This is a genomic window from Vibrio sp. OPT24 (genome assembly GCF_015163545.1).
GTDB classification, from domain to species: domain Bacteria; phylum Pseudomonadota; class Gammaproteobacteria; order Enterobacterales; family Vibrionaceae; genus Vibrio; species Vibrio cyclitrophicus.
On the sequence record NZ_JADDYI010000015.1, the window covers coordinates 230,446 to 253,382 of the forward strand.

A 22,937-nucleotide genomic window follows, 5' to 3' on the forward strand; every position below is an offset into this window, starting at 1 on the left:
GCTCAATGAGCGCCGTTTTTGTATTCTAATTCAAGCTCTAAAAAATTATAGAGACTCAGTGAACGTACGTGCGATAACGTCACGTTGCTGTTCAGTAGTTAGAGAGTTGAAACGTACAGCGTAACCCGATACACGGATAGTTAGTTGTGGGTAGTTCTCTGGGTGAGCAACTGCATCTTCTAACGTTTCACGCTTAAGAACGTTAACGTTTAGGTGTTGGCCACCTTCGATGCGTGGCGCTGCTTCGATTGCAACTTCACGGCTTTCGTACTCGCCTAGGTCTGCAGCTGAGATAACTTGGTCAGCTTCGAAACCTGAAGTAGCAACAACACAACGAGCTTCATTCTTCTCGCTATCTAGTAGCCAGATTGAGTTTAGTAGGTCATCGTTCGCTGCTTTAGTAATTTGAATACCTTGGATCATAACTATCTCCTAGTCCACTGAATGTGGTTTGATTATGGTGTTAACTTTCGATTTTTATTGAGCTGGGTAATATATACCTAATATTAGTAAGGTTAACATTGATTTAAGTCAAAAAACAACCAAAAACCATATTTTTACAAAGGTAATTATATTGAGGTAAATCAATAAAACCTTTGAAAACAAAGTAATTACAAAATATTTTAAAGTATAAAAAATATTTAACAGCTATATGTGTAGTAATTTTACTACATTTGTTGTGTTTTTATTGAACTACAACTGATACGACCCTTTATTTATTAAGCATTCTGAAAGTGTAAAGTGATTTAATGACAAACAATAATTCAGCCTCAAAGCCTCAAACAAATATCAAGTTTATTGGTGCTCATGTGTCTGCAGCGGGCGGTGTTGATCAAGCGCCAATGCGCGCTCGTGAGATTGGCGCCAATGCTTTTGCATTGTTTACTAAGAACCAGAGACAATGGGCGGCAAAGCCGCTAGAAGCCAAAACCATCAGCGCCTTTAAAGCCAACTGCAAAATGTTAGGCTTTACTGCTGAACATATTCTTCCTCATGATTCTTACCTTATTAACTTAGGGGCACCAGAAGAAGAGAAGCTAGAAAAGTCACGTGCGGCTTTTATCGATGAAATGGAGCGTTGTAATCAACTTGGTTTAACGCTTTTGAATTTTCATCCAGGGAGTCATTTAAAGAAGATCTCTGAAACCGAATGCTTGGCCAAGATCGCTGAGTCGATTAATTTGGCTCACCAAGCGGTGCCTGATGTGATTGCGGTGATCGAGAATACGTCTGGGCAAGGCTCTAATCTTGGTTGGAAGTTTGAGCACCTAGCAGAGATCATCGATCAAGTAGACGATAAGTCACGCGTCGGTGTGTGTTTAGATACTTGCCATACCTTTACTGCCGGTTATGACCTAAGAACAAAAGAAGCGTGTGAGCATACTTTTGCTGAGTTCGACCGTATCGTGGGCATGCACTATCTAAGAGCAATGCACATCAATGATTCAAAAGCTGAGTTCGCAAGCCGAGTAGATAGACATCATTCTTTAGGAAAAGGTGAGATTGGCTGGGACTGTTTTGAATATATTGCCTCGGATTCTCGTTTTAATGGTATCCCTCTTATCTTGGAAACCATTGATTCAACAATATGGAATGAGGAAATTCAACAACTTAGAATGTTTCATCACTCAGCAACGGCTATGAGTGAAGAAATGTAATATATAGAGGCGGAAATTAATTTCCTTCTATTTCTAATAATTGGCACCTTTCTTTCATAGTCTTAAAGTGAATATGTAGTTCACGAAGTCTTATAGGAGGTGCTTTTATGTATTCAATAGCCCAAACTCAAACTGTTTCTGTCGCAAGTCGTTTACCGACACCAAACCGTCATGTACATAACCATGGTCATCATCGTACACAGCAGAAAAGTGGTTAATAGAGATAAACACAACTTGAACTGATTATTATGATTCATCAACAAGTGAACCCTACACATCATGTTTATTGATAGCTGTATGAGGTATAACTAGATCCTTATTTAGGATAGTTAGCCGATACAGCTATTTTTTTGTGTAGCGAAAGGCCGGCAACCTCTAGAAACCTTGATGATTGGGAAGTAATACGATGAGCGCACCAAAGACATGGGAATCCATCATTAATGATGAACGTGAGAAAGAGTATTTCCAAAATGTTCTCACTTTTGTCGAACAGCAACGTAATAGTGGGAAAACTGTCTACCCTCCACAAGATCAGGTGTTCAGTGCCTTTGATATGACACCTTTTGAGTCGGTGCGAGTGGTTATCTTAGGTCAAGACCCTTATCACGGTGCCAATCAAGCGCATGGCTTAGCTTTTTCTGTACTGCCAGGTGTAAAAATTCCACCTTCGCTACGTAATATGTACAAAGAGCTTGCACAAGATATAAAGGGTTTTGAGGCTCCTAGTCATGGTTTTCTTGAATCTTGGGCATCGCAAGGGGTGTTAATGTTGAATACAGTCCTAACGGTAGAAGAGGCGAAAGCACACTCACATGCAAAGTGTGGTTGGGAGAGCTTTACTGATGCGATCATCGCTGAGTTGAATCAGCGTTCTGAACCTATCATCTTCTTGCTTTGGGGAGCGCATGCTCAAAAGAAAGGCCAAGTGATTGATGCCAAAAAACATCATGTGTTGGTTGCACCTCACCCATCGCCATTATCCGCACGTCGTGGTTTCTTCGGTTGTCAGCATTTCTCAACAACTAATAAGCTGCTTTCTTCTATTGATCAACAACCTATCGATTGGCGGCTACCAACAGAATTATAGATTGATGGTTTTCTGAGCAGGGTCAAACCATAAATAAGCATCTTCGTATACACTTGTAAATAGTAGGTGTAATGGAGTGCAATACTATGATGATTGAAAGGATAAGACGAGAGCATGGCTATATGGCTCGTTTGCTCGCGATTCTCAATAATAAGTTAGAGTGTCTAAAACAAGAGCGTGAAATAAACTACAGCCTGATCGCTGAGGTGGTTCATTATTTGATGAATCATTCGGAAAAGGTGCATCATCCTAAAGAAGATGTCATTTATCGGTATTACCTTAAGCAATATGGAAGTGACCAAGTGATTGAAGACTTGGAGCTAGAGCATCAATTGCTTTCGGAAAAAACCGCCGACTTTTTGGGGTTAGTCGATATGATCCTCCAAGATGCGGTAGTTCCTCAGCAAGTGTTTATTGAACAGCTTGAAGCTTTTGTAAAGGCGCAGAGAAAGCACATGGAATATGAAGAGAAGCATGTATTGCCAATGATTATTGAGGAATTTACTGTGAAAGATTGGCAAGAGGTTGAATCGCAATGGCTTCAACCTGAAAACGACCCTGTCTTTGGAGAGACGATTGCTGATCAATACCGCCAGCTTGCAGCTCGTGTACGACAAAATGAACAAGAGTGCGTTTAGTCTATCAGTACAGCTAATATGAGTTTTGAAGCACCTCTATGTTGAGGTGTCTTCTGTATTAGTCGCTTGATACTTGTTGACTCTTTATCTTCGGTCATAGGCGTTCAAAACGATGCTTTGAATTGGCGAGTAATCATATTTAGGACGGTACAAATAGAATAAAAAAGCACCTTTATAGGTGCCTTTTAGTTTTTATTCTATTGTCGTGCTGATTAAAGCTTTATATCGTCGAGGCTGAAGTCGAGGCCTAGGTTCATCTCTCTCAACTCTTTTTCAAGCTGTCTACGGTCGTTGATTGCTTCGATTTCACGCCATTTACGCTTGAGTGGTTTGGAGCGTGTTTTTTGAGTTGCACGAGGTATTTCTAGTTCTGATATTTCATCAAATTGAAAGCTATCCATAAGCCATATCTCCTTCCGTGGGACTCGTTCTTACGAACCATTAAATATCATATTTAAGTCTACAATAACCTTGATTTGTTTCTCATTTGTTTCAAATCCATGAAGCTTTTGTTCTATTTTTTTATGCATGCTCACACATTGTGGTGATTTTTGTGTACAAAAAATGAGCAAACAAACATGAGTAAACGATTAAATTAGTGGTTATTGAATGTTAATTCATTGTGCGAAAGGGATAGCATTCTGACAGTGGTGCATTCAGTTGCACACTGCGCTGCGCGGTATGGGAATCTCATTGTTCTAGAAAAATGCACATATCTTCACTATACCTTGTAAAGCCTAGGCTGACGGTATTTATATAACATGGCGTCCTTGTTTTGTTGGAGGACTGATTTTTGTTGATATTATGTCCCGGTAATGTGACTTTTATTGGGCTTAATTGTTGAGAATTGTGTTAACAAAAGGTGTGTTATTAGTGAAATGTCATTTAAATATAAATTCTATTGCATATTGATTTTTAGGCCGTCTCGCTGCATTATCCGCCCGTCAAAAAATACACTGATACGTAAAATGGATGCATGAAGCGACATTTACAATCTAGATCGCAGCAAATAAATATAAAACTAATGCCGACACAACTATTGACACTGGCATAGGTGATCTAGAGGAAGGCTCGGAAGCAAGATCAGTGCTTAAACTCAATTACGAGGTTCACGTGACAGACTTAATCAATTTGATGAACGATCTCCTTTGGGGATCTATCTTAGTTTACTTACTCGTTGGTGTGGGTATCTACTTCACTGTACGACTAGGCTTCATTCAATTCCGCCATTTCGGCCACATGTTCTCTGTTCTCAGAAACAGCCGTAAAGCAGACAGTGCTGGTATCTCTTCTTTCCAAGCTCTTTGTACTAGTCTTGCTGCTCGTGTCGGTACAGGTAACATGGCAGGTGTTGCTGTAGCACTAACCGCCGGTGGCCCTGGTGCTATCTTCTGGATGTGGCTAATCGCCATGCTAGGTATGGCAACATCATTTGCTGAAAGCACTCTAGCACAGCTATACAAAACGCGTGATAACGACGGTAACTACCGTGGCGGCCCTGCATACTACATGGAGAAAGGCCTAGGCATGCGTTGGATGGGGGTTCTATTCTCTATCTTCCTAATCATCGCATTTGGTCTAGTATTCAACGCGGTTCAAGCAAACGCAATTGCAAGCGCAATGAATACGGCATTCGACTTTGAGCGCGGCTACGTTGGTGTTGGTATCGTAATTATCTCTGCATTCGTTATCTTCGGTGGTATCCGTAAGATCGCTCGTACTGCAGAAATCATTGTTCCAATCATGGCACTGGCTTATTTAGCTATCGCTATCTACGTAATGCTAATGAACATTGAGAAAGTGCCTGAAGTTCTGGCTCTTATCTTCAAGAGTGCTTTTGGTCTGCAAGAAGCAGCCGCGGGTGGCCTAGGTTACGCGATCGCACAAGCAATGATTAACGGCATCAAACGTGGTTTGTTCTCGAACGAAGCGGGTATGGGTTCTGCGCCAAACGCAGCAGCTTCTGCTACGCCTTACCCACCGCATCCAGCATCGCAAGGTTACGTGCAAATGCTAGGCGTATTCATGGACACAATTGTTATCTGTTCAGCAACAGTAGCAATCATCCTAATGTCTGGTGAGTATGTACCACATGGTGAAGTAACGGGTATCGAACTCACGCAACGTGCACTAACGGCACAAGTGGGCGAATGGGGCGGCATCTTTGTAGCGGTAGCGATTTTCTTCTTCGCTTTCACTTCAATCATTGCAAACTACTCGTACGCTGAAACGAACCTTATCTTCCTTGAGCACAACAACAAGAAAGGCCTAGTGCTATTCCGTATCGTTGTTCTGGGTATGGTTATGTTCGGTTCTCTAGCGACATTGCCAACAGTATGGGCACTGGCTGACGTATCGATGGGCCTAATGGCGATTGTAAACTTGGCGGCGATTATCCTGCTATCGGGTATCGTGATTAAGCTAGCGAAAGACTACAACCGTCAACTAGACGCAGGTAAAGTACCAACATTTGATTCGAATGACTTCCCAGAGCTTAAGTCTCAGCTGGAAGACGGTATTTGGGACAACAACAAGAAGTAATCTTGTTGGAGCGATAAACAGCTCATCCTAAAGTGATTAGAAAGGCTAAGGTTTCGACCTTAGCCTTTTTCTTTGCCTGTCATTTGCCTAATTCTGTCTATCAAAGCTCATTCTCCCTATCGAAGTAATAGGAAGAGTCATAAAGACAAGTTGATGTTTTTTCTATACTCTAGCAGCATCCAGTTAGATAACCGATTAGGGTAAAGTTATGTTAGTTGTCGTTTCTCCAGCCAAAACACTTGATTACGAATCACCATTAGCGACTGAACGCTTTAGTCAGCCTGAGTTTGTTGAACACTCTGCTGAGCTGATTGAAGAGTGCCGTAAGCTGACGCCAGTAGATGTTTCTGCACTGATGAAAGTCAGCGATAAAATCGCAGGGTTGAACGTAGCGCGCTTTGAGCAGTGGAGCGAGACTTTTACCCAAGACAACGCACGCCAAGCAATCCTAGCCTTTAAGGGCGATGTCTACACTGGCCTAGACGCTGAGACTTTATCGGATGAAGATTTTGACTACGCACAAAACCACCTGCGCATGCTTTCTGGGTTATATGGTTTGCTTAAGCCGTTAGATTTGATGCAGCCATACCGCCTAGAGATGGGGACACGCTTGGCGAATGCTCGTGGTACTAACTTGTATCAGTTCTGGGGTAACATCATCACAGACAAGCTCAATGAAGCGTTGAATGCTCAGGGTGATAATGTGCTGATCAATCTAGCGTCGAACGAATACTTTAAAGCCGTGAAGCCAAAGAACCTTGACGGCCAAGTGATTACCCCAGTATTTAAAGATTGTAAGAACGGTCAATACAAGGTGATCAGTTTCTACGCGAAGAAAGCGCGCGGCATGATGGCTCGCTACATTATCGAGAACAAAATTGATTCGGTAGAAGCGCTAACTCAATTTGATACGGCGGGTTACTATTTCGTTGAAGAAGAGTCGAATGCGAAAGAGCTTGTTTTCAAGCGTGAAGAGCAAAACTAGCAGCCCTTGGCTAACGAGTTAGTCTCGGCTTTAGCCTGTAATTAAAATTAGAGACGAATTATTTAGCCAGATAACAGGCCAGACAAAGAAAAGCCCCATGCTGCGAACTGCATGGGGCTTTTTTATGGAATCGTTGAAGCAGTTAGATTATTTCTTCTTTGCTGCTTTCTTTTTCTTCGCGATTTTTTTCTTCTTCGCGATTTTTTGTTTCTCTACCGCTTTCTTGTCTTCTTTCTTCGGTTTCTTCTTCTTAGTCACGGCCGCTTTCTTATGTGTTGGACGCATACCTTCGATAAAGCGCTCTTTGATCGGTTCTTCAGTGTAACGAGCTACACGCTCAATCATCAGCTGGTCGTGCGCTTCAATGATAGAAACCGCGTTACCTTTTTTACCAGCACGAGCAGTACGGCCAATACGGTGCAGGTAGACATCAGCAGTACGTGGCATGTCGTAGTTGATTACGTGGCTTACGTCTGGAAGGTCGATACCACGTGCAGCAACGTCAGTCGCGAGAAGTACGTTTACCGAACCGTCACGAAAACGAGCAATCGCATTGTTACGGCGATCTTGAGGCATTTCACCTTGGATCCATGCACATGGGATTTGCGCGCTTTCAAGTTGAGCTCGTAGATCACCTAGGCGATCACGAGTTTTCAAGAAGATGATGCTGCGCTCAGCTTGTTCAGTGATGATATGTTTTAGGATATCAAGTTTGTGTTTAGCTGAATCGGCACGGTGATACCACTGAGTGATCTTCTTACGCTCACGAAGCGATGATTTAGCATCGATCTCCGCTGGGTTTTTAAGTAGATCTTCAGTGAAGCCCTCAATACCTTTACCTTCTAGTGTTGCTGAGAACAGTAAAGTTTGTTTACGCCAGCGACACTCTGCTGACAAACGGTCAACGACAGGACCAAAGCCCATGTCTAGCATGCGGTCTGCTTCATCCAGAACTAACCATTCAATCGCACGACAATCGAAACGCTCACCTTCAATGTATTCCATTAAACGACCAGGTGTTGCGACTACGATATCTTGAGTTGTACTTAAGATATCTGCGTGCTCTTGGTACATCACACCGCCCGTGATCGTGAAGATGTTCAGGCTGGTGTATTTAGCAAGTTCACGTGCTTGTTCGGTGATCTGCATTGCCAGCTCGCGCGTTGGCGTTAGGATAAGCATACGTGCAGGGCCATATTTCTTACGTGGGAAATCCAGTAGGTATTGCAGTGCTGGCAATACAAATGATGCTGTTTTACCAGTACCTGTTGGCGCAGAAGCCAAAACGTCTCTTCCATCTAACGCTTGTGGGATTGCTTCAGCTTGTATCTGTGTTGGGCGTTCGTAGCCCATTTCGTCAATTGCTTTAAGCAGCTCTTGGTTTAGATCGAGTTCTGCAAAGGTTCTGATCACTGTTGTTTCTCCACAAGCAATAAATGTTTCTGCCTCAAAAAGCAGACGATAAAAAAGAGTAGTCGGACATTATAGAAGCATTAGTGATTAGGATCACATGGTATTTGCTACATCTTGAGATAAAAATCTTTAGTAAGGGCAATAAATGCCTCGCTATAACCATTATTGTTGTGGATCGTGAGCGATTCACACTGCAAATCTTGCTCGCAAGCAGGATCTTTAGATAACTCAAACAAAATTCGGCTAGCGGGTTTTTTATTTGTTGTTTTCACATCAAGGCGTTTTGCTAGATACCAACCACATTGCTGGGCAAGCTTGATGAAACCTTCTCCTTCTGGAGTCGGCAGTATGAAGCTTGCGGTTGCATTTTCTGTGGTAAGTTCGAAACAACGCAGGGCAAGCTGAAGGTGCTCCAAGCTTCCTGTATGTCTGGCCGTTGCTCTTTGGCTTTGCTGCGCCTGTTCACCAGAGTTGAAGTAGGGTGGGTTACAGATAATCGCATCAAATCTTTGTGAAAAATCCGCCGTTAACACACTGCCATGATGAAGAGAGATGCGATCTTGCCACTGCGACTGCTCAATGTTGATTGTCGCCGCATCAATCGCGTGCAGATCAATATCGATCGCAAAGATAGAGGCATCTTCATAGCGTTGTGCCGTCATCAAGGCTAATAAGCCAGTTCCTGTCCCTATGTCGAGTACCGATGATTTCGGTGCAAGGTTAGTCCACGCTCCAAGTAGTACGCCATCGGTGCTAACGGGCATGCCGCTTTGTCCACCGTAAATAGAGAATTTTTTAAAATTGAAGCTTTTGGTTTCTATTGTTTTGTCTTTCATGAATGTTCTGAGTATCGAGAATTTTTAAGTGATTAGCTCTAATGTTAATTAGTTGTATGAATCAATGTTCTGTTTGGAAAGCTATTGTTGTGAATTGTGGTTAGTTTATAATTGCGTCTATTTTTCTGTATCCAGTGGAATCCACTGCTTTTGGTTCTCATATGCAAATTTATATGGTGTTTTTTTGTGGTGACTTGCAGCTAGCCAAGTGTTTCGTCATTATGCGCGACTATTTTATAGATTGATTGGCAGCTTTGAGCTGTAACATTCATGTAAGCACAACATAAACTCATAAATATAATTAAGGATTATCTGTGAAACAGAGTCTAAAACTAACAGATATAATGGCATTGGGCTTTATGCTTTTTGCGTTTTTCTTAGGTGCGGGTAACATCATCTTCCCACCTCTTGCTGGTCAATTAGCTGGTGACCATTTCCTTCCAGCGATGTTTGGTTTCTTGCTGACCGCCGTTGGTCTGCCATTAATCACTATCGTTGCTGTGGCTGTGGCTGGTGGCTCTTGGGGTCATCTAACCAAAGATCTTCCTAAGCGAGCAGCTACCATTATGGCTGTGCTGATCTTTATTATCATTGGTCCTGCATTTGCTGCACCGCGTACCGGTCTTGTTGCTTATGAGATGGCGGTGAAACCGTTCTTCATCGATGCCTCTCAAGCTCACCTTACGTTCTTTTCGATTGCATTTTTTGTTGTAGCGATGTTCTTCTCATGGTCTCAAGGTAAGCTAATCGACGTTATTGGTAAGGTGCTTACACCTGTACTATTCGTTGGTTTAGTTGTATTGGCGATTGCTGTGTTTGTTAACCCTCAAGGCGACATTTTTGCGGCACACGGAGAATATATCACTCAGCCACTAACCAAAGGTTTCCTTGAAGGTTACAACACCATGGATACTTTTGCTTCTTTGATGTTCGGCATGCTGATTGTTGATGCGATTCGCAGCAAAGGAATTACTGATCGCGCGGCAACGACTAAGTATTTAATCAGCGCAGGTTGTATTGCTGCAGCTGGTCTAGCGTTTGTTTACATCTCTTTGTTCTTCTTAGGCGCAACGAGTGCAACAGTAGCTGCAGGTGCTGACAATGGCGGTGCTATCCTAAGCCTTTACGTTCAATCACTATTTGGCCCATCTGGTCAGCTAGTACTTTCAGTGATCGTATTGCTAGCATGTCTAACAACGGCAATCGGCCTTGTTTCAGCATGTTCTGATTATTTCAGCTCGCTAACACCTCTGTCTTACAAGACTTGGGTAATCATCAATGGTGTAGCTTGTGCAACCGTTGCGAACGTTGGCCTTTCTCAGCTGATTTCTCTATCTGTTCCAGTACTGTTTGCACTGTACCCAGTAGCAATCGCATTGGTAGCACTGACGTTCTTGCGCAGCCGCTTCCCTAATCCAAAAGCGGCTTACCGTGTGGTTGTTTTAGTGTCACTGATGTTTGCTCTTATTGATGGCGCTAAAGTTGCGGGTATCGATGTATCTGCACTTAACATGCTTCCGCTATTTGAGTTCGGTATGGGTTGGTTATTGCCAACGACTGCAGCAATCATCTGTATGTTCTTTGTTGGTAAAGCAACAGAGCAAGAGATGGCTGAAGAGACTGTTTAATCTTCCGTTAAGATTAAATCGTTAGCCCGTATTCAATATAAAGTTGAATAGAAAAGGCCTCATTACTTTGCAGTGATGAGGCCTTTTTGTATCTAATCGATCATGTTTTTTCGGCTTAGGGTTAGAAACTCGCGCTTAATTCTTAACGCTTAGCTTTAAGAAAACTGAACTTAAAGCTTTTCGCTGTACTCGACGAGTACTTGTTCAACCCAAGTTGCGATGCGTTCGTCGCTGAGTTCGTACTGTGAATCTTCATCCAGAGCTAAGCCGACGAACTGAGATTTGTCTTCCGTTAACGCTTTAGATGCTTCAAACTCGTAGCTGTCATCGTTTGGCCAGAAGCCGACAAATTCAGCGCCTGCGGTTTTCAGTTCATCATGCAATAGTCCCATCGCATCTAAGAACCATTCACCGTAGCCCTCTTGATCACCTAGACCAAACAGAGCCACAACCTTGCCTTTCATTGGCGTGGTTGCGATGTCTTCCCACAGCTCATTCCAATCTTCTTGAATTTCACCGAAATCCCAAGTAGAAATCCCTAGCAACAAAAGGTCGTAGTCCGCCATCAATGAAAGAGGGGTTTCTTTCACGTTATGGATATCAACTAGGTCTTCACCAATTATGCCGCGAATTTTTTCTGCTGCCATTTCTGTGTAGCAGGTGGTTGAGCCGTAAAATAATCCAATTTTCATAGCAAACGTTCGATTTTAATTTCAGATGGCGAATTCTAACCATAAATCGACTTCGATTGCAGCGATTATCCGCTCAAGTCGTAATTTTTATGGCATTCATATTTGCTCTGGCATACTCTCAAAACAGTTTCCAATATTGTGAGTAACACTATGCAGTCGCCTCAAGGGCAGAGCGCAGACCACGGTCTCGTTGAGCAGTTTTTAGATGCTATGTGGATGGAGCGAGGATTATCTGAAAATACCCTCGTCTCGTATCGTACTGATTTATCCAAGTTATTAGCGTGGATGGAAAAGAACAATTATCGCCTCGACTTCATTAGCCTTTCTGGTTTACAGGATTATCAAGGCTGGTTAGCTGACGCTGATTTTAAGCAGACTTCTCGTGCTCGCATGCTGTCGGCAATTCGTCGCTTATTTCAATATTTACACCGCGAGAAAATTCGAGGAGATGATCCCAGTGCCTTGTTGATCAGCCCTAAGTTGCCGCAACGCTTACCGAAAGATTTGAGCGAAGAACAGGTTGATGCCTTGCTTGAAGCGCCTGATCCGAACGATCCTATTGAGCTTCGTGATAAGGCGATGCTTGAATTACTCTATGCGACGGGTTTACGTGTTACGGAACTGGTCAGCTTAACCATGGAAAACATCAGCTTAAGACAAGGCGTAGTACGTGTTATCGGTAAAGGCGGTAAAGAACGCTTGGTTCCCATGGGCGAAAATGCCGTGGATTGGATAGAGACTTTTATTGAACAAGGTCGCCCACAACTACTCGGCGACAATAGCTCTGATGTGGTTTTTCCGAGCAAGCGTGCCAAGCAAATGACCCGTCAGACGTTTTGGTATCGTATTAAGCACTATTCAGTTGTGGCTGGTATTGATACTGAATTACTGTCACCACACGTATTAAGACACGCTTTTGCCACGCATTTACTGAACTATGGCGCAGATCTCAGGGTCGTACAGATGTTGCTGGGGCATAGTGACTTATCGACAACCCAAATTTATACTCACGTGGCGACCGAGAGGCTGAAGCAAATTCACGCTCAGCATCATCCACGTGCTTAAATCCATTTATTTTTAAGGTGAACTTAATGAGCGTATTACGCCGTCTTCCTCTATTAGCGTTTCCTCTTATGATTACTGCATGTAATGCATCAGAAGCGAAAGTAGAACCAACATCAACAGCCGTAGAAGTTGCTTCAGCTCAAGCTATTGATACCGCTGCGTTAACTAAGCGCTTTGAAAAAATCGGTATTAAAGTCGATAAGATCGTTCCTTCAGATATTGATGGCCTGCTGGAGGTTCAAACGAACAGCGGCATTATCTTTTCTTCTCCAGAAGGTGATCATTTTATCGCGGGTACTCTTTACTCTTTGGACGACAACGGCAAGTTCAGTGATGTTTTGGCTGAGCGTCAAGCGCCGTTGAATGCTGAAAAAGTCGCGGCAATGTCAGATACGGTTATCGAATATAAAGCCGATAATGAAAAGTACTTTGTGACTGTATTTACTGACATTACGTGTGGTTACTGTGTTCGTCTGCATAGCCAAATGCAAGGCTATAACGACTTAGGAATTACTGTTCGCTACATGGCTTACCCGCGCCAAGGCGCAACTGGACAAGTTGCCGACCAAATGGCGGCAATTTGGGCTTCTGACGATCCAAAAGAAGCCATGCACGATGCGAAAGTCAATCGTCAAATGCCAGCTTCTGGTAAAAACCTAGCAGAGCAAAAGCAGATCATCGCTAAGCAATACCAATTAGGCCGTGAGCTTGGTATTAATGGCACTCCAGCTATCGTGCTAGCAAGTGGTGAATTGGTGAGTGGTTACTTACCACCAGCACAACTGCTTCAACGTTTAGAGCAGTAATCTTCATTTCTGTATTACCAACATATTCCCCATGTTTTTGATTTAAGGAGTGGCCTGATTGATATCGGGCCCATTTTTATATGATAGAGATCCAACGCCGTCCTGAGGTCGATACTTCAGTTTTACCTGCTCATTTACCTGACTTGTTAAAGCGCATCTATGTGAGTCGCGGAATCAACAGTGCCGACCAATTAGAGACAGCAGCGAAAGGCCTACACTCTTATCAAAAACTGGGTGGTATCGATGCTGCGGTTGAATTATTGTTCAAAGCCATTCAGCAGCAAAAACGCATTATTATCGTTGGTGATTTTGATGCTGATGGTGCGACCAGTTCTGCTTTGTCGGTATTGGCACTGCGCATGCTGGGTAGTTCGAATGTTGATTATCTGGTACCAAACCGTTTTGAAGATGGCTATGGTTTGAGTCCTGAAGTTGTCGTGCAGGCTATCGAACTTGGCGCTGAGGTCATCATGACGGTCGACAACGGTGTCTCTTCGATTGAAGGGGTTCGTTTTGCTAAAGAGAAAGGATTAGAAGTTTTAGTTACTGACCATCATTTACCGGGTCATGAGTTGCCCATCGTCGATGCGATGGTCAATCCGAACCTTGAAAGCTGCGCTTTTCCATCAAAGGCTTTAGCGGGGGTTGGTGTCGCCTTTTATTTGATGATGGCGCTTTGTGTTCATATGCGTAAGTTGAATTGGTTTGCAGAACGCGGCATGACAGAGCCTAAGTTGATGGAACTGATTGACCTTGTGGCTCTGGGCACCGTTGCCGATGTAGTCCCGCTTGATGAAAACAACCGAATTTTGGTACATCAAGGGTTGCAGCGTATTCGTGCAGGTAAAGCTCGTCCGGGTATTCAAGCTTTGATTGAAATTGCCAAGCGAGACGCTAAGCGTTTAGTCGCATCTGATTTTGGCTTTGCACTTGGTCCTCGCATTAATGCGGCCGGCAGACTGGACGATATGTCTTTTGGTGTTGAGTTGCTAATGAGTAACAACATCCATGCTGCACGTCGAATGGCGAGTGAGCTGGATGGTTTGAACCAAACACGTAAAGAGATCGAAGAGGGTATGAAGCAAGAAGCGATGGCTTTTTGTGAGCGCCTTGAGTTTGGTAAAGACGATCTGCCTTCGGGTTTAGCGTTGTTCCAGCGTGATTGGCATCAAGGTGTGATTGGTATCTTGGCTTCGCGCATCAAAGATAAATACCATCGTCCAGTGATTGCTTTCGCTGATGGTGGGGAAGGGAGCATAAAGGGCTCTTGTCGTTCGATTCCGGGTTTACATATGCGTGATGCGTTGGACCGAATCGACACTCAAAACCCAGGTTTGATTCTTAAGTTTGGCGGTCACGCAATGGCGGCAGGCTTAACGATTATGGAAAAGGACTTTGATCGCTTCAGTAAGCTGTTTAACGATGTCGTGAAGAATGAGCTTGGAGAAACAGCACTGAAGGGCATTATCTTGTCTGATGGTGAGTTGTTACCTGAAGAGTTCTCAATGCACACCGCCGAAACGCTTCGTTCAGGTGGTCCGTGGGGACAAGCTTTCCCTGAGCCAATCTTCGATGGTGAATTTAAAGTACTGCATCAAAAGTTGGTGGGTGAAAAACATCTTAAGTTGATGTTGGAGCCGCTCTACAAAGGTCACCCGACCAATGTGATGATTGATGGTATCGCCTTTAATGTGGACCTACGCCGCTGGCCTGATGCTTCGGTGAAAACTGTGCACCTTGCATTTAAGCTCGATATTAACGAGTTTCGTGGCAACCAATCTTTGCAGCTGATGATTGATTACATCGAGGCCAAATAGTTCTTTTTAGACTCAACAATTCTCATCATATAGCGCCAAATTCAACAAGCTTTGTTCAAAAACAGAGCTTGTTCTCTTTCCTTCCCTTACAAATTTTACGTGTTTTTTCTGCCTGTCAATTTTATATCCCATTAAGTTATTGAATCTTGGTTCACCGCTCTAAAAAATTCTGTATCTCCGTCACACTTTTGAGTACAATTCTTCGGTTAAATTCTACTCATAAATGATGAGCTAAAATGTTTGAAATCAATCCTATAAAAAACCGTCTGCAGGATGTGTCTGAGCGCACAAATATCCTGAGGGGGTATCTTTGACTATGACGCTAAGAAAGAGCGTCTAGAAGAAGTAAACGCAGAATTAGAACAACCGGATGTATGGAACGAACCTGAGCGTGCTCAAGCGCTAGGTAAAGAACGTTCTGCATTGGAAGCGGTAGTAGAAACAATCGACCAACTTGACCAAGGCGTTGAGGATGTTGATGGCCTATTAGAGCTTGCGGTTGAAGAAGAAGATCAAGAAACGTTCGATGAGATTGAACCAGAACTCGCCGAGCTTGAAGCTAAGCTAGAGAAGCTGGAATTCCGTCGTATGTTCTCTGGTGATCACGATGCATCAGATTGCTACATCGATTTACAGTCAGGCTCGGGCGGTACAGAAGCTCAAGACTGGACTTCAATGATGTTGCGTATGTACTTACGTTGGGCTGATTCGAAAGGCTTCAAGACTGAAGTTATCGAAGTGTCTGATGGTGATGTTGCTGGCCTTAAAGGTGCAACGGTACGTATCTCTGGTGAGTACGCTTACGGTTGGTTACGTACAGAGACTGGTGTTCACCGTCTAGTTCGTAAGTCACCATTTGATTCAAGTGGTCGTCGTCATACTTCATTTGCCTCTGCGTTTATCTATCCTGAGATTGATGACAACATTACGATCGACATTAATCCTTCTGACTTACGTATTGATGTATACCGTGCCTCTGGCGCTGGTGGTCAGCACGTAAACACCACGGAATCAGCGGTACGTATTACTCACGTTCCGACTAACACCGTGGTTCAGTGTCAGAATGACCGTTCGCAGCATAAGAACAAAGATCAAGCGATGAAGCAGCTACGTGCTAAGCTTTTTGAACTTGAGATTCAAAAACAAAATGCTGAAAAACAAGCGAGCGAAGAAACGAAATCAGACATCGGTTGGGGCAGTCAGATCCGCTCTTACGTACTGGATGATTCTCGTATCAAAGATTTACGCACCGGCATCGAAAACCGTAACACTCAAGCGGTTCTTGACGGTGACTTAGACAAGTTTATTGAAGCTAGCCTGAAATCAGGTCTGTAAGCTTTATCAACTATTAAGCTTTACCAATAATATTGGTAAAAATGCCTATATTTGAAAAAATATAGCTGTCCAAATTATAAAAGCAGGGTACATCTCTAATGACTGATGCTGTTCAAAACGAAAACGCACAAGAAGCTTCTTCACCTGAAGAGAACAAACTAATCGCTGAGCGCCGCAGCAAGCTGGATCACATCCGCCAAAACTGCAAAGCTAACGGTCACCCAAATGACTTCCGTCGTGAGCACCTAGCTGGCGACCTTCAAGCGGAATTCGGTGAGAAGACTAAGGAAGAGCTCGAAGAGCTTAACCACATCGTTGCGATCGCTGGTCGTATTATGGCGAAGCGTGGTCCATTCCTTGCGATTCAAGAAACTTCTGGTCGTATCCAAGCATACGCAGCGAAAGACGTTCAAAAAGTACTAAAAGAGAAGTACCAAGGCCTAGATATCGGTGACATCATCGGTGTTAAAGGTGCGCTTCACAAATCAGGTAAAGGCGACCTTTACGTGAACATGGAAGAGTTTGAATTGCTAACGAAAGCACTTCGTCCTCTGCCAGAGAAGTTCCACGGTCTAACTGACCAAGAGATGCGTTACCGTCAGCGTTACGTTGACCTAATCGTGAACGAAGACTCTCGTAACACATTCATCGTGCGTTCGAAGCTTGTGTCTTCAATCCGTAACTTCATGAGCTCAAAAGGCTACCTAGAAGTTGAAACGCCAATGATGCACGTGATCCCAGGCGGTGCAACAGCACGTCCATTCATCACTCATCACAACGCACTAGACATCGACATGTACCTACGCGTTGCACCTGAGCTTTACCTTAAGCGTCTAGTAGTTGGTGGTTTTGACCGTGTATTCGAGATCAACCGTAACTTCCGTAACGAAGGTCTTTCTCCACGTCACAACCCAGAATTCACAATGATGGAATTCTACCAAGCGTACTCTGACTACAAAGATCTAATGGATCTAACGGAAGAGATGCTAAGCACAGCTGCAATGGACGTTCTTGGTTCTACTTCTATGCCTTACGGTGAGGAAACAGTTGAGTTCGGTGGCACTTACGCTCGCATGAGCATGTTCGATGCAATCAAACACTACACTCCTGAAAATGCAAACATTCAAGCTTTGACTGAAGATGATCTTCAGAACAGAGAATTGATGGTTAAAATTGCAGAAGAAGTAGGTCTGTACGTTGAGAAGTTTTGGACGTGTGGTCAGCTTCTTGAAGAGATCTTTGGTGAAACGGCTGAGCCTCAGCTAATTCAACCAACGTTCATCACTGGCTACCCAGCGGACATCTCTCCTCTAGCACGTCGTAGCGATGACAACCCATTCTTCACAGACCGTTTTGAGTTCTTCATCGGTGGCCGTGAAGTCGCGAACGGTTTCTCTGAGCTTAACGATGCACAAGATCAAGACGAACGTTTCAAAGCGCAAGTTAACGCGAAAGACGCGGGTGATGATGAAGCTATGTACTACGATGCAGACTACATTACAGCACTAGAGCACGGCCTACCGCCAACAGCGGGTCAAGGTATCGGTATCGACCGTCTAGCGATGCTATTTACAAACACGCACACAATTCGTGATGTGATTTTGTTCCCGGCAATGCGCCCACAAGCGTAATTTTCGCTTATGGTTTGTAACAAACGCGTTAATTGAAAAGCCACCTTCGGGTGGCTTTTCTGCTTTTATGACTTTAAAACCTTGCTTGCACCGCACTCTTGATTCGAAAAATCACTATTTCTGACATAGTCTTACTATTGAGACGAAAAATCTAAGATAGTCTCATTATTATACGCCTCGGCGCTGAATACGATCTCGTGGCATTTTGTAGAGTTATCAGCATTAAACTCGTATTAGTCTGATTTAAATAAAAATAGAATAAGGAAGAAGGATGGGAACTCAATTTAAGATGGATTCCTTACCAGGTTCTCTTATCGTGGTTGGTGGTGCGTACGAACCCTGGTTATCAGTGTTAGAACAAGTGGGTTGGCAGTGTACCCAGTGTGCAGATCTACGAAAAGCCGATGCCTTGATTGCTGACATTGGTCCATGTATCGGTATTGTTGATCTTAGCCATGATGAGTTTAGTCTTAACGGTATTGCTAACCTCGTAAGCAATAACAAGCAGGTGCGATGGCTCGCCTTTATTCGTGAATCTCAATTGAGCTCTGATACGATCTGCCAATTTATCGTTAACTTCTGTATCGACTTTTTCACGGCACCAATCCCTGATGCTCAGCTACTGAGTACTATTGGTCACCAGTTGGGTATGCTCAAGCTTGAGCAGAAAGTATGGCCAAACTACGGCATTAACAACAATATGGGCCTATTGGGTGACTCTGTGGCTGTGAAGCGCTTGAGAGACCAAGTAAAGCGCATTGGGCCTACTGATGTCAGTATCTTAATTTACGGAGAGAGTGGGGCAGGTAAAGAGACGATCGCACGTTCTATTCATCAAAACTCTTCGCGAGCACAGAATCCATTTCTAACGGTTAATTGCCGTGCCTTGTCTGAAATGAGAATAGAAGCTGAAGTGTTTGGTATTTCAACACAGCAAACTTCGGCACCGTGTATATTAGAAGAAGCAGACGGCGGAACTATCTTACTCAATGATGTGTTGGCGATGCCCCGTAATCAACAATTGAATCTACTTCGCTTTTTACAAGAAGGCAAAATTGAAACTGCGGCAGGGCCAAAATCTATCGATGTACGTATTCTGGCGGCGAACTCTTCTGATATCGAAAAAGCATTGATTGAAGGTGACTTCAATGAAGAATTGTATCATTACATTAATGTGTTGCGTATTCATGTTCCGAGTCTGAAAGAGCGTGTGAGCGATATTTCTGTGTTAGCGAATCATTTCTTACGTGAGTACTCGAAAGAGTTTAATGCTCAGGCTAAGAGTTTCTCAGAGGATGCTATTCGTTCAATGAATCGCTACCACTGGCCAGGCAACGTTCGTGAGCTGATGAATCAGATAAAGCGTGTTGTTCTGATGTCGGATGCCGTGATCATAGAAGATCACCAACTTGATTTACCAAAACAGAATGATGAACGTCGCAGTTTGAAAAGCATTCGTGAGCGTTCAGAGCGCGATGCATTGTTGATTGTATTGGAATCTTACGGTGGACAGGTCTCGTTGGCTGCTAAGGAGCTCGGAGTATCACGAGCAACGATGTACCGTTTATTGAATAAACACAGCCTTATTTCTGAGGGCGTTATTTAGAATTCTTTGCTAAGTGATTCAATCTGTTAGTGTAAATTTAAGAGCGACGCATCATGCGTGGCTCTTTTTGTTGTTAGTCGCTGTGTTCACATTCGAACAATTGAGAGATGCCCCCTAGGTCACTAAGAGATATGTTCTGTGATTTTATATAATAATAGTGAATATCTTATATATAAATGAATATGCAACTGATATTCCAGGTGAATGCATTGTTTTAAAAATGTGAGCCAATTAGCGGTTGAATAATATACTCACTTGGTTAGACTTTAACCGTGAAAGCAGCGTTTTAACAAAGACTTGTCTGCTTTCACTACCCCATTTCTTTTTGGATTTTTTAGTTAGCTTGGAGGCGCAAATGAAACATTTCGATTTTATACAGCATATTTGCGCTTCGTTTGATCCGTGTTCTGACATGGTGACTGTTATGTCACAAACATCAGCCATGGCCGATCGAAACACCCAAGATAAACCTAACTAATAGATCCGTATCCTTATTTGGCTGCGGAAAAATAGCAGCTAAGTGAGAAACCCTCATACGATCTAACACGCTATTTTTCCTCAGTTTATTCAACAACTGGAGAGTTATTATGCGTCACTCAGTATATTTAAAATTAGCAACAGTCCTTATCCGTGCAGACCTTCGTCGTGAAGAGCGTGAATGGCAACGAAAAGTTCGTCGCAGTTCATATGATCTACCATGGAACAATACTCACTTACTAAGAGATATTGGTCTTGAAGCCGATGGTCGACCTATTGGTTTTTCTGAACCCGAAGTTGTTACGATTGAACGTCGAGTACGTCACCTTCGTCGTGTCTTAAGTGCGCGAATACCGACGTAATCTGCGGGGTTGATAGCACCTTTCAACCCCTAGGATAAATCACAGTGATAGTTATGGCGTCGAAAGTGCAAACTTTTGAATTAGAACTGGCCAAAAAAGAGAAGCACTTGCTTCTCTTTTTTGCTTTTTTAAGTCGTTACCTAGTAAAGGAAAAGAGTTCTACTACTCTTTAAAGAGCAGGGGAGGACGGTTATGCAAAAGCATCAATTAGACATGTGGTTACATGGAGAGCACAAAGACTCTTATCAAACACCCAAAGTGTACGTTATTGGTTGTTCTGATATCTCAGAGTATCTATTGGCGGTGGAGTACAAACACAAGCTAGAACCTGTAAAGCAAGACGGCGAGCCGCTTCACTTTGGATCCTTGGATCAAGTGAAAGAGGAGTTACTCCGGCTCGGCTTTGAAAAGGCTTACCTTCGCTTGCACAACGCGTATGATGAGTTTGGTAATGAACCTAGCCAGAGTTACTGCGATATTGAATTAGCGCTTAAACCTCATTAGAGGGAATTTACAGCGTACTTATAATCAGTATGTTCGACTTTCGTTCTCGACAGTTATGCATAGTGTGCAGTCAGCAGTTTATGGGTGAACTGGGTTCTTAAGTAAAAACCACGAGGTTTGGTTTTTATGGGTTTACCGCTTGCACCGTAAGCTTCCGTTAACACACGACTGTTTGCGGCCTTAGGGCGTAAATGGAGTGCTTCACCGTGCCTTGCTGTTATCTGTTCAACATTGCCTAAAACAATCAACTCCATCAGCTCTTCCCAATCTCTTTTTAGAAGTTCATCTTCTTCTTGGCTTGGCGTCCATAATAAAGGTGAACCAACATGCCTTTCTGCCAACGGGATTTCTCTTTCTCCTTCAACTGGGATCCACAGCACTTTAGACAGTTTATTTCTAACGTGGCTAGTTTCCCATGTTATGCCTTGTACGCCCATCAGTGGCGCAACACAAACAAACGTTGTTTCGAGTGGCTTTCCAGAATAACCAATCGGAATGCTTTTAAGTTCGATGCCCAGCTTTGCAAAATCCTGTTCTGGCTTACTGCCAGCGGGTGCACCTAAATGCCATTCTAACAGCTGCCCAACCCAACCTTTATCACGCTTAAGGTCGCTTGGCATCACCATCTCGGCTTCATCGGAGAGCTCTTTGAAGGTCATCCCTGCAATAGTATACGCTCTGTCTAATAGCTCTTGTTGTGTTTGTGGTTCTGGTTTCATAATAAAAAGCATAATCAAAAAAACGATTTTACCAGAAGTTATCACCATATGACGACTGGTTAAGAAATGATCTCCTTACTTAAAAAGGGATCAAACTCGTGGTTATCCACAGGACATAAAGGTAATTAATTGAAATATTAATTTAGTGTATAAATAAACAGGGGTTTGTGGTGGATAAAATGCTTGCTAAATAGGGGGCAAAATGAATCTTTCAGTTGCTAGTGTGGATAAACACCTGAGTGGTTGATCTTTAACCACGTTCGATTTTTGAAAGATCTTTTGCTTTCTAAATGTTTTTAAAATTATGATTATGATTTTAATTTGTTGATTTTTAATGGTTTAAAATGTTGATAATTGATTTGTTGTTTAAGGTGTTGATGAATCTATGGATTAAAAAAAACGATTGCGGGGAATTCTTCACATAGTTATTCACAGAAAAGGTGAATAAATGTGGTCTATGTCTCACTATTGTGTGGGTAACTAGAATTTGAGCAAAACTTATCCATATTCGTAGTTAATATTCATAAATATAGCGCTTATCACGTCACTAAGTTTGCTCCGATTGGGGATATGTGGAAAAATCAGAGTAATTAAAAATTTAGATAGAGGTTGGCCAGTGATAGATGGCGATGGTTACCGATTAAATGTTGGTATTGTAATCTGTAACAACCATGGTCAGGTCTTCTGGGCTAAACGATACGGGCAACATTCATGGCAATTCCCTCAAGGGGGAATAGATGAAGGTGAAACTCCGGAACAGGCAATGTACCGTGAGTTGTATGAAGAGGTTGGCCTTACTAAAAAGGATGTAAAGATCGTCGCGACAAGTCGTCATTGGTTACGCTATAAGCTACCCAAACGACTGGTTCGGTGGGATTCTAAACCTGTCTGTATTGGACAAAAACAGAAGTGGTTCCTTTTACGCTTAGATTGCGATGAATCGCAGATCAATATGCAGCGTGGAAGTACACCTGAATTTGATGGTTGGCGTTGGGTGAGTTACTGGTACCCTGTTCGACAAGTTGTTTCTTTTAAGCGAGATGTGTACCGTCGAGCGATGAAAGAATTCGCATCTTTGGCAATGCCGTTTAAAGAGCGAAAAACAAAAGGAAAACGCAAATTGCGTAGAGGTTAAGC

21 protein-coding genes are annotated in these 22,937 nt (G+C 43.1%); 15 read left to right on the forward strand and 6 right to left on the reverse strand.

The window, feature by feature from the left end:
* Window positions 1-45: 45 nt before the first annotated feature.
* A complete protein-coding gene (grcA, locus tag IQO02_RS04545) occupies window positions 46-423 on the reverse strand; it encodes an autonomous glycyl radical cofactor GrcA (protein WP_009848415.1) in 378 nt (125 codons plus the stop codon).
* Between the two features lie 326 nt (window positions 424-749).
* Here grcA and nfo point away from each other — a divergent pair, with 326 nt between their 5' ends.
* From nfo to IQO02_RS04560, 3 genes are all read left to right on the forward strand, one after another.
* A complete protein-coding gene (gene nfo / locus IQO02_RS04550) occupies window positions 750-1,658 on the forward strand; it encodes a deoxyribonuclease IV (RefSeq protein WP_010434798.1) in 909 nt (302 codons plus the stop codon).
* Between the two features lie 406 nt (window positions 1,659-2,064).
* Entirely contained in the window at window positions 2,065-2,745 is a 681-nt protein-coding gene (gene ung / locus IQO02_RS04555) for a uracil-DNA glycosylase (protein WP_016767739.1), read from the forward strand.
* An 86-nt stretch (window positions 2,746-2,831) separates the two neighbouring features.
* Window positions 2,832-3,383: a hemerythrin domain-containing protein gene (locus tag IQO02_RS04560; RefSeq protein ID WP_010434801.1), complete on the forward strand. Its 552-nt coding sequence runs from the start codon at window positions 2,832-2,834 to the stop codon at window positions 3,381-3,383.
* 212 nt (window positions 3,384-3,595) lie between these two features.
* On the opposite strand, the gene IQO02_RS04565 is transcribed toward IQO02_RS04560, so the two are convergent.
* Window positions 3,596-3,784 carry a DUF3545 family protein gene (locus tag IQO02_RS04565; protein ID WP_010434803.1) on the reverse strand — a complete coding sequence of 63 codons (189 nt, stop codon included), beginning with the start codon at window positions 3,782-3,784 and terminating at the stop codon, window positions 3,596-3,598.
* Window positions 3,785-4,496: 712 nt separating this feature from the next.
* Here IQO02_RS04565 and IQO02_RS04570 point away from each other — a divergent pair.
* Together IQO02_RS04570 and yaaA are read left to right on the forward strand one after the other, a co-directional pair.
* A complete protein-coding gene (locus tag IQO02_RS04570) occupies window positions 4,497-5,924 on the forward strand; it encodes an alanine/glycine:cation symporter family protein (RefSeq protein ID WP_010434805.1) in 1,428 nt (475 codons plus the stop codon).
* A gap of 208 nt (window positions 5,925-6,132) precedes the next feature.
* Complete coding sequence (gene yaaA, locus IQO02_RS04575) at window positions 6,133-6,909, forward strand: peroxide stress protein YaaA (RefSeq protein WP_016783951.1); 777 nt, start codon at window positions 6,133-6,135, stop codon at window positions 6,907-6,909.
* A gap of 147 nt (window positions 6,910-7,056) precedes the next feature.
* Here the strand turns inward: yaaA and srmB are convergent, their stop codons facing one another.
* The gene (gene srmB / locus IQO02_RS04580) at window positions 7,057-8,322 is read right to left on the reverse strand and encodes an ATP-dependent RNA helicase SrmB (protein WP_016799155.1); all 1,266 of its coding nucleotides are present in this window, start codon (window positions 8,320-8,322) and stop codon (window positions 7,057-7,059) included.
* 107 nt (window positions 8,323-8,429) lie between these two features.
* On the reverse strand, window positions 8,430-9,158 hold the full coding sequence (locus IQO02_RS04585; protein WP_016783950.1) for a tRNA1(Val) (adenine(37)-N6)-methyltransferase: 729 nt from the start codon (window positions 9,156-9,158) through the stop codon (window positions 8,430-8,432).
* 314 nt (window positions 9,159-9,472) lie between these two features.
* On the opposite strand from IQO02_RS04585, the gene brnQ reads away from it, so the two are divergent.
* On the forward strand, window positions 9,473-10,786 hold the full coding sequence (gene brnQ / locus IQO02_RS04590; protein WP_010434813.1) for a branched-chain amino acid transport system II carrier protein: 1,314 nt from the start codon (window positions 9,473-9,475) through the stop codon (window positions 10,784-10,786).
* Window positions 10,787-10,956: 170 nt separating this feature from the next.
* Here brnQ and fldB read toward each other — a convergent pair whose 3' ends face one another.
* The gene (fldB, locus tag IQO02_RS04595; protein ID WP_016767735.1) at window positions 10,957-11,478 is read right to left on the reverse strand and encodes a flavodoxin FldB; all 522 of its coding nucleotides are present in this window, start codon (window positions 11,476-11,478) and stop codon (window positions 10,957-10,959) included.
* 150 nt (window positions 11,479-11,628) lie between these two features.
* Here fldB and xerD point away from each other — a divergent pair, with 150 nt between their 5' ends.
* From xerD to IQO02_RS04635, 8 genes are all read left to right on the forward strand, one after another.
* Entirely contained in the window at window positions 11,629-12,543 is a 915-nt protein-coding gene (gene xerD, locus IQO02_RS04600) for a site-specific tyrosine recombinase XerD (protein WP_010434816.1), read from the forward strand.
* Window positions 12,544-12,569: 26 nt separating this feature from the next.
* A complete protein-coding gene (locus IQO02_RS04605) occupies window positions 12,570-13,349 on the forward strand; it encodes a thioredoxin fold domain-containing protein (protein ID WP_016767734.1) in 780 nt (259 codons plus the stop codon).
* 80 nt (window positions 13,350-13,429) lie between these two features.
* Window positions 13,430-15,166, forward strand: coding sequence for a single-stranded-DNA-specific exonuclease RecJ (gene recJ / locus IQO02_RS04610; RefSeq protein ID WP_010434818.1), 1,737 nt, complete (start codon window positions 13,430-13,432; stop codon window positions 15,164-15,166).
* Window positions 15,167-15,402: 236 nt separating this feature from the next.
* A protein-coding gene (gene prfB, locus IQO02_RS04615; RefSeq protein WP_100208942.1) for a peptide chain release factor 2 occupies window positions 15,403-16,501 on the forward strand; the annotation gives its coding sequence in 2 pieces (ribosomal slippage) (window positions 15,403-15,477 and window positions 15,479-16,501; 1,098 coding nt in all).
* Window positions 16,502-16,599: 98 nt separating this feature from the next.
* On the forward strand, window positions 16,600-18,132 hold the full coding sequence (gene lysS, locus IQO02_RS04620; RefSeq protein ID WP_010434820.1) for a lysine--tRNA ligase: 1,533 nt from the start codon (window positions 16,600-16,602) through the stop codon (window positions 18,130-18,132).
* 271 nt (window positions 18,133-18,403) lie between these two features.
* Window positions 18,404-19,738, forward strand: coding sequence for a cyclic-di-GMP-binding transcriptional regulator VpsR (vpsR, locus tag IQO02_RS04625; RefSeq protein ID WP_010434821.1), 1,335 nt, complete (start codon window positions 18,404-18,406; stop codon window positions 19,736-19,738).
* A 587-nt stretch (window positions 19,739-20,325) separates the two neighbouring features.
* On the forward strand, window positions 20,326-20,577 hold the full coding sequence (locus tag IQO02_RS04630; protein ID WP_004735015.1) for a hypothetical protein: 252 nt from the start codon (window positions 20,326-20,328) through the stop codon (window positions 20,575-20,577).
* 192 nt (window positions 20,578-20,769) lie between these two features.
* Window positions 20,770-21,081, forward strand: a complete 312-nt coding sequence (locus IQO02_RS04635; RefSeq protein ID WP_004735016.1) for a DUF6482 family protein — start codon at window positions 20,770-20,772, stop codon at window positions 21,079-21,081.
* 53 nt (window positions 21,082-21,134) lie between these two features.
* Here the strand turns inward: IQO02_RS04635 and mutH are convergent, their stop codons facing one another.
* The gene (gene mutH / locus IQO02_RS04640; protein WP_010434822.1) at window positions 21,135-21,800 is read right to left on the reverse strand and encodes a DNA mismatch repair endonuclease MutH; all 666 of its coding nucleotides are present in this window, start codon (window positions 21,798-21,800) and stop codon (window positions 21,135-21,137) included.
* Between the two features lie 616 nt (window positions 21,801-22,416).
* Here mutH and rppH point away from each other — a divergent pair.
* The gene (rppH, locus tag IQO02_RS04645; RefSeq protein WP_004735018.1) at window positions 22,417-22,935 is read left to right on the forward strand and encodes an RNA pyrophosphohydrolase; all 519 of its coding nucleotides are present in this window, start codon (window positions 22,417-22,419) and stop codon (window positions 22,933-22,935) included.
* Window positions 22,936-22,937 lie beyond the last annotated feature (2 nt).